Here is a 16,488-nt window from a genome sequence, read left to right on the forward strand (position 1 = left end):
TGTGGGAGCGAGCCTGCTCGCGAAGGCGGCCCTGAATTCACCACGCAATCACAGTGGAGCATTCGCATTTCGCGAACGCCCGTTGCCGAGAGACGGCTGGATTCGCCAATCATCGTTCCTCTAGCCTTGGCGGCATATTCCAAGAACAAGAGGTACCCCGCGATGACTGCCCCTTTGAGTGCGATCAAAGTGATCGAGATCGGCACCCTGATCGCCGCGCCGTTTGCCGCGCGCATGCTCGCCGAGTTCGGCGCCGAAGTGATCAAGATCGAAGCCATGGGCCAGGGCGACCCGCTGCGCAAATGGCGCAAGCTGCACGAGGGCACTTCGCTGTGGTGGTACCTGCAATCGCGCAACAAGAAATCCCTGGCACTCAACCTCAAATCCGCTGAAGGCATCGAACTGGTCAAGCAACTGGCCGGTGACGCCGACGTGATCATCGAAAACCTGCGCCCCGGTGCGCTGGAAAAACTCGGCCTGGGTTGGGACGTGCTACATGCGCTGAATCCGAACCTGACCCTGGTGCGTATCTCTGGCTACGGCCAGACCGGCCCGTACCGCGACCGGCCCGGTTTCGGTGCGATTGGCGAGGCCATGGGCGGCATCCGCTACACCACCGGCAGCCCCGGTTCGCCGCCGGCGCGGGTTGGCGTCAGCCTTGGCGATTCGCTGGCCTCGCTGCACGCGGTGATCGGCGCATTGATGTCGCTGCTGCGGGTCAAGACCGGGCAGGGCGGCGGGCAGATTGTCGATGTGTCGCTGGCCGAAAGTGTGTTCAACGTCATGGAAAGTCTGGTACCGGAATACGACATGCTCGGCCATGTCCGCGAACGCAGCGGCGGTGCCTTGCCGGGTATCGCACCCTCCAATACCTACCTCACCGCCGACGGTGCTTACGTGGTGATTGCCGGTAACAGCGACCCGATCTACAAGCGCCTGATGCACACCATTGGCCGCGCTGATTTGGCCGACGCAGAAGAATTCGCCCACAACGATGGCCGTGCGGCGAAGAGCGGTTTGCTTGATGCCGCCATTACGCACTGGACCAGCAGCCTGCCGATCGACGAAGTCCTGGCTGCTCTCGAAGCTGCCGAAGTGCCGGCCGGGCGCATCTACTCGGTGGCTGACATCTTCGCCGATCCGCACTATCAGGCGCGGGACATGTTGCTTGATGCCCAATTGCCCGGTGGCGCAACGGTGAAGATGCCCGGCATCGTTCCCAAACTCTCGGAAACCCCCGGCGGAGTGAACTGGTCCGGGCCGAAACTGGGCCAGCACACCGACGCGATTCTCGCCAATCTTGGCCTGACTGAACTCGACATCGAACGCCTGAAAGGCCAGGGGGTGGTGCAATGATCACAGACTATTCGCAAACCCTGGTCGTCCAGGAAGTTTCGCCCCGCGACGGTTTGCAGATCGAGCCGACGTGGGTGGAGACCGCTGACAAGATCGCCCTGATCAATCAATTGTCACAGGCCGGATTCAGCCGCATCGAGGCCGGCTCGTTCGTCTCGCCCAAAGCCATCCCGGCCCTGCGGGACGGCGAGCAGGTGTTCAACGGCATTCAGCGCCAGCCGGGGGTGATTTACGTGGCGTTGATCCCCAACCTCAAAGGCGCGCAACGCGCACTGGCGGCGAATGCCGATGAGTTGAATCTGGTGATGTCCGCCAGCCAGACGCACAACCTGGCCAATATGCGCATGCGTTGCGAAGAGTCGCTGGCCGCGTTCGCTGACATCGTCGCGTTTGTCAGCGGATCGGGCGTGCGCCTCAACGGCAGCATCGCCACCACGTTCGGTTGTCCGTTCGAAGGCCGGATCGATGAGGATCGTGTGCTGCAGATCGTTGACGCCTATCAGGAACTCGGCATCCAGGGCATCAGCCTCGCCGACACCACCGGCATGGCCAATCCGCGTCAGGTCGATCGCTTGGTGCGGCGCGTTTTGCAGCGGGTTTCGCCGGCTGACCTGACCCTGCATTTCCACAACACCCGAGGCCTTGGTCTGTGCAATGTGCTGGCCGCTTACGAGGCCGGTGCGCGGCGCTTCGATGCGGCGTTGGGTGGCCTCGGTGGCTGTCCGTTTGCGCCGGGCGCGTCGGGCAACATCTGCACTGAAGACCTGGTGAACCTGTGCGCTGAAGTCGGCATTCCCACCGGGATCGATTTGCCGCTGTTGTTGAAACTCTCGCGCGGCTTGCCGACGCTGTTAGGCCACGACGTCCCCGGCCAACTGGCCAAGGCCGGGCGCAACTGCGATCTGCATCCGATGCCCACCTGAAGATACAAAACCCTTGTGGGAGCGAGCCTGCTCGCGAACGCGGTGTGTCATTCAACATCGGTGTCGACTGATCTGGCGCATTCGCGAGCAGGCTCGCTCCCACAGTTCAAAAGCATTCAGCAGTACCACCAGACAACAAAAACAATCGGACGCCCCCGGCAGTCCGCCTGGAGAAAATCTATGAGCCTCAACGTAATGGAGGCGGGCGCAAGTCCGTCCGTCGATCACGACGCCGAAAAAGCCCTGGTCAGCAAAGTCGCCTGGCGCCTGATGCCGCTGATCATGGTCTGCTACCTGTTCGCCTTTTTCGACCGCATCAACATCAGCTTTGCCAAATTCCAGCTGCAGACCGACCTGAGCCTGAGCGATACCGCGTATGGTTTGGGCGCCGGGCTATTCGTAGTCGGTTACGTGCTGTTCGAAGTGCCGAGCAACATGATGCTGTACAAGGTCGGCGCACGGCGCTGGATTGCGCGGATCATGATGTCCTGGGGCGTGGCGACGGCGGCGATGGTCTTCGTCAACAGCGAATGGCAGTTCTATGCGCTGCGCTTTGTCATCGGCGCGATGGAAGCCGGGTTTGCTCCGGGCGTGCTGTATTACTTGACCCTGTGGTTTCCGCAGCACTTCCGTGGCCGCATCACCTCGATGCTGTTTCTTGCCTCGGCGTTTGCCGGGCTGGTCGGCGCGCCGTTCTCCGGGCTGGTGCTGCAACACCTCGACGGCGTGTTGCAGATGCGCGGCTGGCACTGGTTGTTCCTGCTCGGAGGCGTGCCGTGCATCGCGCTGGGTTTTCTGGTGCTGACCCAGCTCAAGGACCGCATCGAGGATGCGCACTGGCTGACTGCTGACGAGAAGAAGTTGCTCTCCAGCCGCATCGCCCATCACGAGCCACACAAGAGCGGCGGCTCATTGCTCGCGGCGCTGAAAATACCCGGGTTCCTGACGTTGGGTTTGATCTACTTCCTGATTCAGGTCGCGTCCTACGGCCTGAATTTCTGGGCACCGCAATTGATCCGCAGCGCGGGCACCGAAAGCCCGGTGATGATTGGCCTGCTGACCGCCATTCCGTACATCTGCGGGGCGATCAGCATGGTGGTGATCGGGCGTTTGTCGGACGCCACCGGTGAACGGCGCAAGTTTGTCGCCGGGCTGGTGATCGTCGGCGCGATCGGCTTTTTCAGCGCGGGAATCTTCGCCAGCCACACGACCTTCCTGATCGTCGCGCTCGGCCTGCTCGGCGCGGGCATCATCGCTTCGATTCCGAGCTTCTGGACCCTGCCACCGAAGTTGCTGGCAGGCGCCGGTGCCGGGGCGGCAGGCGGGATCGCGGTGATCAATACCCTGGGGCAGTTCGGCGGGATCGTCAGCCCGGTCATGGTCGGACGCATCAAGGACCTCACCGGCAGCACCACGCCGGCGCTGTACGTCATCGGCGTCGCCGCGCTGATTGCGGCAGCGTTGCTGCTGTGGGGCTTGCCGCAGAAGTTGCGTACGCTGGACAAGTATTGAGATCTGCGGCGTCGGCGATGACGCCTTCGCGAGCAGGCTCGCTCCCACATTTGGAATGCGGCTTTCCTGTGGGAGCGAGCCTGCTCGCGAATTCCGACTTCAGACACATGAGAAGATTCGCTGGCCAGATCTGTTGAATCCTCCGATGCAGAAAGGGATAGTGCGCGACTGCAAATGTCATCAAGGAGCGGGAATTGACAATGAAGTCCATTTGGATCAGCGCAGTAGCGCTCTGCGGGTGGTTGATGGCTGGGCAGGCGTGGGCCGATTGCACGCCGCCTGCGGTCAGTGGCGAAGCGGACTTTTCTTTGTGCAAGGAATGGCCGGCTTATCCGTCGCTGACGATTACCGCGCTATCGACGTTCGTGCCCGATCCGGTCTATGGCCAGGACGGCAGGGTGGGTTCATACGATCTGGATCTGGCCGTCATCACGGCCGGCAACTCCAACTCGCTGGCGACCTATCATCAGCGGTCGGCGTTTCTCTCCGATGCCATCGCGCTGGAGAGTCTGGAGCTGGATACGGCGCGTTATAAACTCACGCCAGACCTGCGTGCCTTCGGCGTACGCGCCCATTTCAAAGGTTCGTCGCGCGTCAATCCGCTGGATGAAAACCTGCTGTCGCTCTACGTGAAAGAGGGCGACAAACTGCGCCCGGTGCTGGATCGTTTGGTCGCCTACAGCTTCAGTGGCGAGTGGGACGGCAATTGCGCCGGAGAGCGCTCGGAGACGGTGCGTACGCTTGAGATGGGCAAAACCAGTTCCCATGGTTACGCCGATATCATTGTCCGCTCAGTCACCACGGGCCTGGTCGGTGAAGGTTCACCCGACACCTGCGAGTCGAAGACCACCCACGAAAAGCCGGTGCTGACTACGTTGCGCTATGACGGACAGCAATATTTCGTACCCGCAAATCTGAGAGGCTATTGAAGGCGCGTCGTTCTACTTTCTCGATCCTGACGGGCACAAGCTCGAGGTCCATGTCGGCGATTTGCAATCGCGGCTAGACGCATGTCGCCAGAAACCGTACCCCTGCATGCGTTTTCACGACGCGCAGTGATCCGCCGTGATCCTCTGATATAGACTGGCCGCCACGTGTTCTGGCGCTTGCAGGTTTCTCATGACTCCATCATTGCTGTTGGCCGTTCTGGCTTCGGGTTTCATCTACGGAATAACGCCGGGGCCGGGCGTGCTGGCGGTGTTCGGGATTGGCGCGGCCCATGGTCGGCGCGCCGGGGCGGGTTTTCTGTGTGGGCATCTGCTCGGCGATGTGATCTGGTGCAGCACCGCGCTGGTGGCGATTGTCGGTGCGCGGGAAATCGGTAACACCGCGTTCGATGTACTCGGCGTGCTCAGCGCGGTTTACCTGTTCTGGCTCGGCTGGCGTGCGGTGCGTGCCCAGCGCCGCAGCGGCGACGAGGCGCAAGGGGCGGCGCGGCAGCCGTTCTGGCACGGCATCGTCTTCGGCCTGACCAATCCCAAGGCCTATCCGGTGGCGGTGGCGACCTTTACGGCGCTGTTGTCGAGCCGCGCCGAACTGCTCAACTGGTCGATGCTACCTGCACTGATCGCCCTGAGTTTCATCGGCGGCGCCCTGGCCTACGCTATCCTCATCGGCGTGGTCGGCGCGCAGCGAGTGCGCATGGTGTATCAGCGGCATGAGCTGCTCATCACGCGTTTATGCGGCGTGATGTTTATCGGCTTCGCCATCAACGCGTTGATGCACGCGTTGCCGGGGCTGTTGCCGAACAAGGCCTGAGGCTGTGAGCAGAGACTCGCAATCCACGATCATGGACGATTGAAATCGCTGCACTGCGCGGACACCCCGTAGAACCATGGAAAGCCCCAACCCTGCGCCGCTGGCGAGCTACATGGACCTGTTGCTGGACGCCGTTTGCGCGGTCGACAAGCAGGGTCGTTTCGTTTTTGTCAGCGCTGCCTGCGAGCGGATTTTCGGCTACACGCCTGACGAACTGATCGGCCGCTCGATGATCGAGCTGGTGCACCCGGCCGATCGCCAGCGCACCCTCGCGGCCGCTGGCGAAATAATGGGCGGCGACCCGAAGCACAATTTCGAGAACCGCTACCTGCGCAAGGACGGCAGCGTCGCGCATATTTCCTGGTCGGCGCGCTGGTCGGAAGTCGACCAACTGCGCATCGCCGTCGCCCGCGATATCACCGAGCGCAAGCAGGCTGAGTCGCGGCAAGCGGCGTTGTACGCGATTTCCGAGGCGGCGCATGCGGCGGAAGATTTGCTGGCGCTGTTCAAACGCGTCCATTTGCTCATTGGCGAGTGGCTGCCGGCGCTGAATTTTTCCGTGGCGCTGTACGACGAACACTGCGCGCAGCTGAACTTTCCCTATCACGTCGACGATCACGAACTGCAGCCCGAGCAGCCCGGCACCGTCATCGGACGGCTTTGCGCGCAAGTGATCCGCAGCGGCCAGCCAATGTTGCTGACCCCGGACAGCGCCGATGCCACGCCCGACTTCGCTGCGCTGGTGGCGGAGCAGAATGCGCCTTGCTGGCTCGGCGTACCGCTGAGCTCAAAAAACGGCACCATCGGCGCCTTGATCGTCAAAAGCCTCGCTGGCGGCGAACGCTACACCGAGCAGGACAAGGAACTGCTGCAATACGTCTGCGCACAAGTCGCCACGGCCATCGAACGACAGCAACTGCATGCGCGGCTCAAGCGCATGGCGCAATACGATCAACTGACGCAACTGCCCAACCGCGAACTGCTGCGTGATCGGCTCAGGGCTGCGCTGATCCATGCGCGAACCGTGCACGGACACATGGCGCTGCTGTATGTCGATCTGGATCGCTTCAAACAGGTCAACGACACCCATGGCCATGCTGTCGGTGACATGCTCCTGCAAACCGTGGCCAACCGACTGAAGGGCTGCGTGCGTGAAACCGACACCGTGGCGCGTATCGGTGGCGATGAATTTGTCGTGCTGTTGCATAGCGTGCATGCCGCCGAAGATGCCGACAGCGTCGCCGGAAAAATCCGTCAGGTGCTGGCGCAGCCGATGCGCCTCGACGGCCATGACCTGCGTATCGAACCGAGCATCGGCGTGGCGCGTTTTCCTGAACACGGTGAAGAAGAACAGCAACTCTTCCGGCATGCCGATCAAGCGATGTATGCGGCCAAACGCCTGAATCATCGGGCCTTGGGCATCTGAAGCGAGCGAACCGTTCGTCGCGGTCCCGGCAGATTTTCTAAACCTTTGAACGCCAAAGCATTCCTAACTGAGGCGGACAATTGTCCGCCGCGACTATTTGAGCAGCGGGCGAATCACGGCCCGCTTGAATTTTCAACGAAGGAGGGCGCGACCATGAGCCGGATGGCCACCCGTTTACGTAATGCCAGTTTTGCGACTCTGCTGGGCCTGTACGCCAGCACTGCGTTCGCCCAGTCGCCTGCCGAATTTATCAACGATGCCTCCGCCAAAGGCATGGCCGACATCGAAGCCAGCCGTCTGGCCCACGGCAAGACCGAATCCAAAGAGGTCAAGGATTACACCATCGTCGTCATCAACGACCGCACCACTGCCAACCAGCATTTGGCGAAGATCGCCAAGAAGCTCGACCTGCCGGTCGCACCTCGCGAAGAGCTCGCTGACAAGGCCAAAGAGTTGATGCCGGAAGTGAAGGACGGCGCGACTTTTGATCAGGCCTACGCCGCCAGTCAGGTCAAGGCGACCGAAGAGGCCATCACCCAGATCGAGCAACAGGCACAGACCACCGACGTGCCGGAAATCAAAGCGTTTGCCGATGAGACTTTGCCGAAGCTGCAAAGTCATCTGGAGAAAGCCCGCGCGTTGCAGGCCAGTCGCTAACTTCGCCTTATTGTTGCAGCGCGGCCGAAGCCTGTAGTTGAAATGCGATGTTTCCTTTGTGGGAGCGAGCCTGCTCGCGAAAGCGGTGTGTCAGTCAATGATGTTTGACTGAGCCTCCGTCTTCGCGAGCAGGCTCGCTCCCACAGGGTGTGTTTACTTGCTCAGCACTCATTCAAATCCTGCTTAGGCTTGCTCTTGTTACCGAGCCCCTCCAGATCGAACACCTGATTTTCACCCAGCGCGCGGTAATGCCGGCGCAGCGCTTCAAGCTGCTTCAAGTCCAGCGCCTCCAGCCCGAGCATCGCGTTCTGCGCTTCCTTGTTCACTCGCAGCAGTTCATCCAGTTTCAAGTGCAGAATGTCGGTATCGCGGTTCTGTGTGTTCTGAATCAGGAACACCATGAGGAACGTGATGATCGTCGTCGAGGTATTGATGATCAGCTGCCAGGTGTCGTTGTAACCAAAAATCGGCCCGCTCAACCCCCACAACCCGATCAGGATCAACGCCCCCATGAACGTCTTCGGGCTACCGGCCCACAGGGCGAGTTTTTGGGCAATTTTGGCGAATTTCATGATGGAGTCCTTGTTTTGGGAGCTTGAAATTCAGACATCGGCGCTGTGCTGAAAATTCTGTTTACAACTTCCTCGTTCAGTCAATACCGCGGGCAGGACTCGCCAATCCAAGGCTTCTATAAAGACACCTTTCATTGTGGAGGTTTGGGTCTAGTATCAAGTGGCAGTCAAACTGCCATCAGTTCATTCCACGGATAGAAACCCGTAAGAGGCGCCTCATGGAATTCTTCGAAAAGTTAGCCAGCCTAGCCGCAAAAGTCCGCTTGCAGAGCGCTGCGATCCAGACTGAGGAGGCAACGAAAAATGCATTCGTCATGCCTTTTATCAGCACGGTTCTGGGTTACGACGTTTTTGACCCGACCGAGGTGACCCCCGAATTCGTGTGCGATATCGGCACCAAGAAAGGTGAGAAGATCGACTACGCGATAATGAAAGAGGGGGAGGTGCAGATTCTGATTGAGTGCAAAAAAATCGGTGAATCGCTGCACATCAATCACGCCTCACAGTTGTTCCGCTATTTCCATGTCACCAGCGCTCGAATCTCCATTCTTACCAACGGCCAAGTCTATAAATTTTTTACCGATCTGGATGCGCCGAACAAGATGGACGAGAAGCCTTTCCTTGAATTGGATCTGCTGGACATCGATGAATATTCCGTCCCTGAGTTGGTCAAGTTGACCAAGTCAGCTTTTGATGTTGATTCCATCATCAACGCAGCGGGGGAGTTGAAATATGTCAGCCAAATCAAGAAGGTCCTCGCCGCGCAGGTCAGCAAGCCAGACGATGACTTTGTGAAGGTTTTCGCTTCTCGGGTTTATGACGGCGTGATCACACAGAAAGTGCGCGACCAGTTTCACGAGCTGACCAGAAAAGCTGTCGGGCAATTTTTGAATGACCAGATCAATGATCGGCTCAAATCGGCCATGAGCGGTGCTATCCAGCCAGCACTGGCCTCCCTGCCGTCAGTTCCTGCCGGAACTGATCCGGTAGATCCGCGTGACGAATCAGATGACAAGGTTTTAACAACACTGGAAGAGCTGGAGGGCTATCACATCGTTCGGGCGTTGGTTCGATCTGTCGTTGATGCCAAGCGCATTGTTCAGCGCGATACGCAGAGCTATTTCGGTATCTTGCTGGACGACAACAATCGCAAACCGATCTGCCGTTTGCATTTCAATCGATCACAAAAGTATCTCGGCATCTTCGATGAAGAAAAAAACGAGACCCGGCATGCGATCAATTCGGTGGATGACATCTATGAGTTCTCGGATCATCTGAAAAAAACTGTCGGCTATTACGATTGATGGAGAGTCGACCGTTCACTCAGACACCTCATGCAACGTTCGCACTGGAATTGGTTTTCATGCTGCCTGTATCGTGAAAAGCAATTGAACACCCCGACAGGAGAACGCAATGAGTTGGTCTGCCAAGCAATACGTCGCTTTCGAAGATGAACGCACACGCCCGGCCCGTGATCTGTTGGCGGCGATACCCACGGCGCAGGCCCGGGCGGTGGTGGACATTGGTTGCGGACCGGGCAATTCCACCGAATTGCTGGTGCAGCGGTTTCCCGATGCGAGCGTCAGTGGCCTCGACAGTTCGGCGGACATGATCGCCGCCGCGCGCAAGCGCTTGCCCGACGTGCAGTTCGAGGTGGCCGAGATCGACAAGTGGGCCGACGAAGGCCCGTTCGATGCGATCTTCGCCAACGCGGTTTTGCAATGGGTGCCTGATCACGCTTCGTTGCTGCCAGCCTTGGCGAGCAAGCTTTCAGGTGGTGGCAGCCTGGCGATCCAGATGCCGGACAACCTCAACGAACCGTCCCACCGCTTGATGCGTGAAGTCGCCGCGCACGGTCCGTGGGCAAGCAAGCTTGCAGGCGCTGCGGGACAGCGTACTGACATGGCAACTGCCAGCGAGTATTTCTCGATCCTCCGTCCGCACTGCACGCGGGTCGATGTGTGGCGTACCACCTATCACCACCAGCTTCGGGATGGGGCTGCGGGTGTAGTTGAGTGGTTCAAGGGCAGTGGTTTGATTCCGTTTCTGAGCCCGTTGACCGAGGAGGAGCGGGCGCAGTATCTGCAGCAGTATCTGGCGGAAGTTGCCAAGGCTTATCCGGCCTTGGCTGACGGCTCAGTGCTGTTGCCGTTTCCACGTTTGTTCATTGTTGCGACCCGCTGAGCTACGCCTCCGGTTTTTTTGAGTTCGCCAGGTTCTTAGGTCTGCGCATCTCTTGCAAACAACCCAGCCAATTCCCTCTCCCTCGGGAGAGGGTTAGGGTGAGGGGCTTCCTGGAGCAGGAAAACCCGATCACCGCTGTACCGCCACCAACATCATCATCGGCCGCTCGCGTTCTTCGGCCAACGCCGGTTGCGCTGCGACCTCTTCATCACTCGGCCCCCACTCATTGACGTGACGAATATTGAAACCCGCTGCGATCAATGCATTGAGCAACGTTCCCACCGTGCGATGCTGCTTGATCACGCCCTCGGCCAACCAGTTTGTCACCCGCTCACCCTCTATCTGATAGCTGTCCAGCGGCCAACGTTTGCGACCTTCATTGTCGATCAGCCAACCCGGATTGCGCGGCGCCATGAAGATCGGATGTTCAATGGAAAACACAAAATGCGAGCCCGGTTTGAGCGCGGCATAAAGCTGCGCAAACAACGTCGGGAGATCTTTGATGTAGTGCAGCGCCAGCGAACTGTAGGCCAGGTCGAAACTGCAGGCGGGCAAGTCGAGGTGTTCAAGGTCGGCGCGTTCATAGTGGACAGTCGCGGCGGTCGTTGATTGCCGTGCGCGGTCGAGCATCTTCTCGGAGACGTCCAGGCCTAGGACGCTGGCGGCGCCGTTCTCGACCGCCCAGCGGCTGAACCAGCCATAACCGCAACCTAGATCGACCACATTCAGACCGTGCATGGCCGGCAGCAATGCCTTGAGCGCTGGCCATTCCGGGGCGGCATCGAGGCCGCCGATGGAGCGATTCATCTGGCTGTAGCCGTGGAAGAACTCGGGATCGTCGTAGATGTTTTGCGTCATGTTGACGGTGTCCTTTCAATGCGATTGCGTTGAATGTGTCGGAAAAAATTCGCTTTTGCCAACGCTTTTACACGGTGTGCGCCATGGCTGTTTAAAGTTGAATCGCGTTACGTCCCGATGCCTACAAATCCTTGCGCCGCTGCCTACCGGTACGCCAGAATCCGCCGGCTTGTGCGCCTGGAGGGCGGTCGGTAACTTGGTTCGCGTCACTGATTTCCAGTGATCGGGTTTAGCAGCCCGGCCAGGATTGACCAACGGTTGCACATGTACCTACCAGTCAGGCTTCGCCTGCACTTGATGGTGGCTGTGCGCATGGCACCCTCGGGTGCGCCGGGTTTTGGACTTCCTACCGGTCTGCTAACTTGCGTACAGCTGCCACCCTTTCGTATAGCAGCGGGATGGTTGCAGTTACCACTACAGGAAGATTCCATGTTCAAGGTAACGCCAAATCCGCCGGAAACCGATCCGGCCTCTCCGTACGAGTCCCTCGATTCGAAAAAACTCCACGAAGCCGCCGAACGCGCCCTCGACCACTATCTCATCCCACCGCAAACCAGCTCACCGCCGTACCAGACCAGCAGCATGTTCCAGGTCAACCCGAGCACCGACACCGAGTCGCTATTGGTTAACGCCAGCGAATCTCTTGGCTCGGCCAGCGTCATGCTTGGCGACTTCGCCGCCTTGCTCGACGGCAGCCAGCGCAAAACTCTTCTCGGCATCGCCCAGGTCGTCATGCTGGGCGAGCTGGCGGTGAATCAGGTGCTGGATAATGTGGTGCCGGTGGGTTAGCCGGCGTTGATTTCCGAGTAAAAAGTAACCGGTCGTTGCGACCGGTTTTTCGGCTAGTGCAGCGTCAAAACCGCTGATCAATACCAGGTTTATCCTCTTGAAAGGGCTCGGAAGGGGGAATCGGGAATTGCTGCTCCTCATACTCGCCCACCCGCCGAGCGAGAACTTCCAATTCATCGCCTTCCGGCGAGTTCATCTCAGCGCCCCAAATCTGCTCGATACGCAGCAATGCTGCGGACAAGTCTTCAGTGCTCCGAATGGGTTTGATGTCCATAAATGATGTTCGCTTTGGTAACCACATGAGCGGCGATCTTCAACGGCACAACAAACCCTGTGTTCATCATTACGTTTCCAAATATGACTGCATTGCGGAGAGTGAGAATCGCGGTGACAAAAAGCGGCCACGCGTGACCCAACCGCGTAATCCTCAGTGTCAGCTGTGTAGCAATCAGAAAATCTCTATTGCTCCACGAAATTAGTGAGATTTTCTCAAAAATGGTCATATCTGATCCTTAAGGGAGGTTAGATAGCTACAATGGCTCTATTAAGATCCTTAAGAATTGGAAGGGTTTGCCATGTCATTCATGCATTTGCTTCACTCGCCGGCTGAGATCGCCAGAAATGTCGGAGAAAACGCCAAAATCCTGCGGCTCTCCAAAAACCTTTCCCGCAAGACGCTCGCAGAAAAGGCGGGGGTTTCCGAATCCACCATCAAGCGATTCGAAGCGACCGGGCTCGTGACGTTGGAGGCTTTGATCCTGATAGCCACTGCGCTTGATGAACTCAACGCTGTGACCAAGCTGTTCAAACCAGAGCAACCGAGCTCGCTGGATGAGCTGAAGAATGCCAGGCGCAAGAGAGGGATGCGCTGATGATCAAGCCTTTCAAACACACAGAAGCGCTGAATGTTTTGAAAGAGGGCGCCAAGGTTGGTGAGCTGGTCAGAGTCGCGGGCCGGGGGATTTACTTCGCTTACGATCCGGGTTGGCTTGCCACTGGCTACAATCTTTCGCCGCTGACAATGGCTTGGGACGAAAAGCCCCAGTTGGCCAGGAACACCAGCCTCTTCGAAGGGCTACACGGACCGTTCGCCGATTCACTGCCTGACGGCTGGGGCATGCTGCTGATGGATCGATATTTCGACAGCACCTTCGGTGACGGCACTCACCTTACCCTCACAGCGCTTGATCGCCTTGCTTATATGGGCGAGCGCAGTATGGGCGCGTTTGAATATCAGCCGAAGGCGGAAAAAACAGAGCTCACAGGCCCTTTGGATATTTGCCAACTCTACGAAGCTTCAATCGAAGTTCAAGAGGGTGAGACCCCTGCGGTGCTTACCAAATTGCGACTGGCCGGTGGCTCACCGGGGGGCGCACGTCCGAAGGCAATCGTGGCGCTGTCTGCCGACAAAAAACACGCAATTTCGGCCTTCGATGCCCTGCCCGAGGGCTATGCACATTGGATCGTGAAGTTCAGGGCATTGTACGAACCGATTGAAACCGGCGGCATCGAACTCGCCTATGCCGAGATGGCTCGTGCCGCCGGAGTGACCATGGCTGAATCGAATCTTCTGGATGTGCAGATGCCTGGCGGCGAGGTTGAGCGTTTCTTCGCAACCAAGCGCTTCGACCGCGACGGCGAGCGCAAGATTCACATGATGACCGTCTCGGCGCTCATGTACGCGGACTACCGCGCATTGTCATCCATCGACTACCCGAACCTGCTCAAGCTCACTCAGGTGTTGACCAGAAGCTCCGTCGAAGTGGAAAAGATGGCCAGGTTGATGATCTTCAATGCGCTGTCTCACAACCATGACGACCATGCGAAGAACTTTGCCTTTCTCTGCCACAATCCTGAAAAAAAAGGCGAGAAAGAAAGCTGGACGCTGTCCCCGGCATACGACCTGACCTTCGCAAACGCCATGGGCGAGCACACCACTGACTTCGGTGGCCGCACTCCCGGCACGCCTACGCGCAAGCGAATCATGGAGATCTGCAAGGATTACAAATACCTCAAGGCCGAGGAATACATCGAGCAGACTCTCGCTGCGCTCGCCGACTGGCACAAGGTATTCACTCGATTGAATGTCCCGCATAAAGCCGGGGAGCCGATCTTCAATGTACTGGCGAGGCTGCATCAGGATTTCGAGAAGTAATCCGGGGAGGAGGGGATCAGCAATTTTCCGGAAGTCTTCACCGCCAGCCCGCTTCAACTTCCAGACACAAAAAAACCGGCAATCAAGGCCGGTTTTTCATTTCTGCATCCCCCGTCAGACAACACAACGCGAGATCAATATTCGGTGGAGCGGGTAGAGGGAATCGAACCCTCATCTAAAGCTTGGGAAGCTTTCGTTCTACCACTAAACTATACCCGCTCAGAGCGGCTGACTTTGTACCAGACTCGGCCACGGATTTGAAGTTTTCTTTTCTCTGCGAGGGCTTTGCCACGCAGAAATCGGTCGATCGCGAACAAGGACTGCGCCGGTGTGAAAGGCACTTCAAGCTTGCAGCCTTGCCCGCGATGACGCTGTTTCAAATGGCCAGGGCATGTTGATCCTGCACAAACGAGTAGCGCGTTCGGCTGGCTTGCGGCGCAGGTTTCAGAAAGCCGAGCAGGGCGTTCTGGCTGTCGCGGCAGGCGGCCTTGTGCTCCATGTCGAGAAAGTGTCCGGTGGCTTGCAGGGTGGTGAAGCTGCTGTGGGCAACGTGGTTGCCGAACAGTCGCGCATCCTCGGCGGCGGTGTATTCGTCCCATTCGCCGTTCAGGAACAGCACTGGCACGTTGATCTTTTTCGCCGCGTTCAGATAGCACTGCCGGTCGCTGTGCAGCACGTCGTTGATATGAAAATGCATCTGTCCGTATTCATGCTCGGCGAGGCTGCTGACGTGGCGATAGTTGAAACGCTTGAACAGCGACGGCAGGTGTTTGCCGATGGTGTTGTTGACCAGATGGCCGACCCGGTCGCCGTCGCGGCTGCCGAGGTAATCGACACCACGCTCGAGATAATCGAGCATGTGCGCATTGATCACCGGTGAGAACGAGCTGATCACGGCTTTTTCGATGCGCCGCGGTTGCTGGGCGAGGGCGACGAGGGTGGCGGCGCCGCCCCAGGAGAACGACAGCACGTGTTCGGCGGCGAAGTGATCGATCAGCTCCAGCAGAATCTGCCCTTCGACTTCCTTCGTCAGAGGTTTCTCATGCCGGTTGTGGGCTTTTGACCGGCCCGCGTAGGGCTGGTCGTAGCAGACCACGTTGAATTGCGGATGCAGGTTTTTCACGGTCTGTGCAAACGACGCAGTCGTGGCCATCGAGCCGTTGACCAGAATGATGGTCTTTTCTGCGGCGTCTGCGCGATAGAACTCCGTGTAAACCCGATACTGACCCTGTATATCCAGCACAGCGATTTCTGGCCTCATGTCATAAGACTCCTGGCAAGCAAGCGGGTATGCGCGCAATCGAGATTGCACGAGCTTTGTGACAGGTAGGCATACGCCTGGAATTTGCTGGCCCATGTCGATCCGGTACGGCAGGTCGACGGGTATTGTTATTGGCGGGCAGATTGCCGGCTGAGGCGCGGCCCTTGAGGGCAGACGACCGACAAAAAGTTTCTTGGAAGTATGTGGTGACTCATCGGTCACATTTCGGCCGACGTCCTGATTCAAGCAGGGGACTCAGGATCACGCAAGTGCCGTCGGCGAATTGTTCGACAACTTCGGCTGAGCGGTCGGCGGCTTAGAACAAATGAATCTCTTCGGTGCGCAAAGCGCGGTACTCGCCCGGTTTTAGCGCGTGATCGAGAGCCAGTTCGCCGATGGATTCGCGGTGCAGGCGCAGGACTTTGTTGTTGAAAAAGCCAAACATGCGTTTGACCTGATGATAGCGGCCTTCAACGATGCTCAGCCGCGCCGAGCGTGGGCCGAGCAGCTCAAGCTGTGCCGGTTGCGTGGTCAGATCTTCGAAGGCGAAGTAGATGCCCTCGGCAAATTTCAGCGCGTAGCTCGGGTCGATGTCCTGTTCGGTTTCGACGTAATAGACCTTCGCCAGTTTGGTTTGCGGCTGCGTCAGGCGCCGCGACCAGGCGCCGTCATTGGTGATCAGCAGCAGCCCGGTGGTGTTGAAATCCAGACGCCCGGCGATGTGCAGATCGTCCTTGTGCGGTTCGTCGAGCAGGTCGAGCACGGTCGCATGCTGCGGATCGCGGGTGGCGCTGACGCAGCCCGGCGGTTTGTGCAGCATGAAATAGCGCGCCGGTTTGCCGCTTTGCAACACCTCATCGTCGACTTCGACCCGGCTGAATTCCAGCACCTCACTGTGCGGGTCGCTGACGATCTTTCCGTCAATCCGCACGCGCTTTTCCACCAGCAACAGGCGCACCTGCTGGCGGTTGTAACGAGGCAGATTGCTGAGGAAACGGTCGACGCGCATGCTCAGGATTCAACAGACAAAGGGGCGC

General features: G+C 58.5%; 17 protein-coding genes, 1 tRNA gene and 1 pseudogene. 13 read left to right on the forward strand and 6 right to left on the reverse strand.

Annotated elements, in window-relative coordinates; genetic code table 11:
* Positions 1–162 precede the first annotated feature (162 nt).
* The 8 genes and pseudogenes from AB4N53_RS26180 (at position 163) to AB4N53_RS26215 (ending at position 7,632) form a co-directional block, all read left to right on the forward strand.
* A complete protein-coding gene (locus tag AB4N53_RS26180) occupies positions 163–1,356 on the forward strand; it encodes a CaiB/BaiF CoA transferase family protein (RefSeq protein ID WP_460124808.1) in 1,194 nt (397 codons plus the stop codon).
* Positions 1,353–2,279, forward strand: coding sequence for a hydroxymethylglutaryl-CoA lyase (locus AB4N53_RS26185; RefSeq protein ID WP_460124811.1), 927 nt, complete (start codon positions 1,353–1,355; stop codon positions 2,277–2,279). Before AB4N53_RS26180 ends, AB4N53_RS26185 begins: the two co-directional genes overlap by 4 nt.
* 180 nt (positions 2,280–2,459) lie before the next feature.
* On the forward strand, positions 2,460–3,791 hold the full coding sequence (locus AB4N53_RS26190) for an MFS transporter (protein WP_460124814.1): 1,332 nt from the start codon (positions 2,460–2,462) through the stop codon (positions 3,789–3,791).
* Positions 3,792–3,985: 194 nt separating this feature from the next.
* Positions 3,986–4,720, forward strand: a complete 735-nt coding sequence (locus AB4N53_RS26195; protein WP_460124817.1) for a PA3715 family protein — start codon at positions 3,986–3,988, stop codon at positions 4,718–4,720.
* A pseudogene (locus AB4N53_RS26200) lies at positions 4,719–4,850 on the forward strand (glutathione transferase); the annotation flags it as partial. The gene AB4N53_RS26195 and the pseudogene AB4N53_RS26200, both read left to right, overlap by 2 nt.
* A gap of 60 nt (positions 4,851–4,910) precedes the next feature.
* A complete protein-coding gene (locus AB4N53_RS26205) occupies positions 4,911–5,549 on the forward strand; it encodes a LysE family translocator (protein WP_460124820.1) in 639 nt (212 codons plus the stop codon).
* A gap of 76 nt (positions 5,550–5,625) precedes the next feature.
* The gene (locus tag AB4N53_RS26210; RefSeq protein ID WP_460124823.1) at positions 5,626–6,975 is read left to right on the forward strand and encodes a sensor domain-containing protein; all 1,350 of its coding nucleotides are present in this window, start codon (positions 5,626–5,628) and stop codon (positions 6,973–6,975) included.
* A gap of 153 nt (positions 6,976–7,128) precedes the next feature.
* Positions 7,129–7,632, forward strand: a complete 504-nt coding sequence (locus AB4N53_RS26215) for a DUF4142 domain-containing protein (RefSeq protein ID WP_460124826.1) — start codon at positions 7,129–7,131, stop codon at positions 7,630–7,632.
* A 161-nt stretch (positions 7,633–7,793) separates the two neighbouring features.
* On the opposite strand, the gene AB4N53_RS26220 is transcribed toward AB4N53_RS26215, so the two are convergent.
* Positions 7,794–8,204, reverse strand: coding sequence for a low affinity iron permease family protein (locus AB4N53_RS26220; RefSeq protein WP_460124829.1), 411 nt, complete (start codon positions 8,202–8,204; stop codon positions 7,794–7,796).
* 218 nt (positions 8,205–8,422) lie between these two features.
* Here AB4N53_RS26220 and AB4N53_RS26225 point away from each other — a divergent pair, with 218 nt between their 5' ends.
* Positions 8,423–9,508 carry a type I restriction endonuclease gene (locus tag AB4N53_RS26225; protein WP_253500002.1) on the forward strand — a complete coding sequence of 362 codons (1,086 nt, stop codon included), beginning with the start codon at positions 8,423–8,425 and terminating at the stop codon, positions 9,506–9,508.
* A 109-nt stretch (positions 9,509–9,617) separates the two neighbouring features.
* Positions 9,618–10,388, forward strand: coding sequence for a trans-aconitate 2-methyltransferase (gene tam, locus AB4N53_RS26230; protein WP_460124833.1), 771 nt, complete (start codon positions 9,618–9,620; stop codon positions 10,386–10,388).
* Positions 10,389–10,517: 129 nt separating this feature from the next.
* Here the strand turns inward: tam and AB4N53_RS26235 are convergent, their stop codons facing one another.
* Positions 10,518–11,246: a class I SAM-dependent methyltransferase gene (locus tag AB4N53_RS26235; protein ID WP_460124836.1), complete on the reverse strand. Its 729-nt coding sequence runs from the start codon at positions 11,244–11,246 to the stop codon at positions 10,518–10,520.
* Between the two features lie 429 nt (positions 11,247–11,675).
* Between AB4N53_RS26235 and AB4N53_RS26240 the strand changes: the two genes are divergently transcribed.
* A complete protein-coding gene (locus AB4N53_RS26240) occupies positions 11,676–12,035 on the forward strand; it encodes a DUF6124 family protein (RefSeq protein ID WP_125917741.1) in 360 nt (119 codons plus the stop codon).
* A gap of 64 nt (positions 12,036–12,099) precedes the next feature.
* Here the strand turns inward: AB4N53_RS26240 and AB4N53_RS26245 are convergent, their stop codons facing one another.
* Positions 12,100–12,309: a hypothetical protein gene (locus AB4N53_RS26245; protein WP_460124840.1), complete on the reverse strand. Its 210-nt coding sequence runs from the start codon at positions 12,307–12,309 to the stop codon at positions 12,100–12,102.
* Between the two features lie 301 nt (positions 12,310–12,610).
* On the opposite strand from AB4N53_RS26245, the gene AB4N53_RS26250 reads away from it, so the two are divergent.
* A complete protein-coding gene (locus AB4N53_RS26250; RefSeq protein ID WP_110602078.1) occupies positions 12,611–12,907 on the forward strand; it encodes a helix-turn-helix domain-containing protein in 297 nt (98 codons plus the stop codon).
* Positions 12,907–14,190 carry a type II toxin-antitoxin system HipA family toxin gene (locus tag AB4N53_RS26255; RefSeq protein WP_460124844.1) on the forward strand — a complete coding sequence of 428 codons (1,284 nt, stop codon included), beginning with the start codon at positions 12,907–12,909 and terminating at the stop codon, positions 14,188–14,190. Before AB4N53_RS26250 ends, AB4N53_RS26255 begins: the two co-directional genes overlap by 1 nt.
* Positions 14,191–14,335: 145 nt before the next feature.
* Here AB4N53_RS26255 and AB4N53_RS26260 read toward each other — a convergent pair.
* The 3 genes from AB4N53_RS26260 to AB4N53_RS26270 form a co-directional block, all read right to left on the reverse strand.
* Positions 14,336–14,409 (reverse strand) — tRNA-Gly (locus tag AB4N53_RS26260).
* Between the two features lie 157 nt (positions 14,410–14,566).
* Positions 14,567–15,451, reverse strand: a complete 885-nt coding sequence (locus AB4N53_RS26265) for an alpha/beta fold hydrolase (RefSeq protein WP_460124847.1) — start codon at positions 15,449–15,451, stop codon at positions 14,567–14,569.
* Positions 15,452–15,767: 316 nt separating this feature from the next.
* Complete coding sequence (locus AB4N53_RS26270) at positions 15,768–16,460, reverse strand: pseudouridine synthase (RefSeq protein ID WP_460124850.1); 693 nt, start codon at positions 16,458–16,460, stop codon at positions 15,768–15,770.
* Between the last annotated feature and the right edge of the window lie 28 nt (positions 16,461–16,488).

This window comes from Pseudomonas sp. H3_E04 (genome assembly GCF_054668915.1).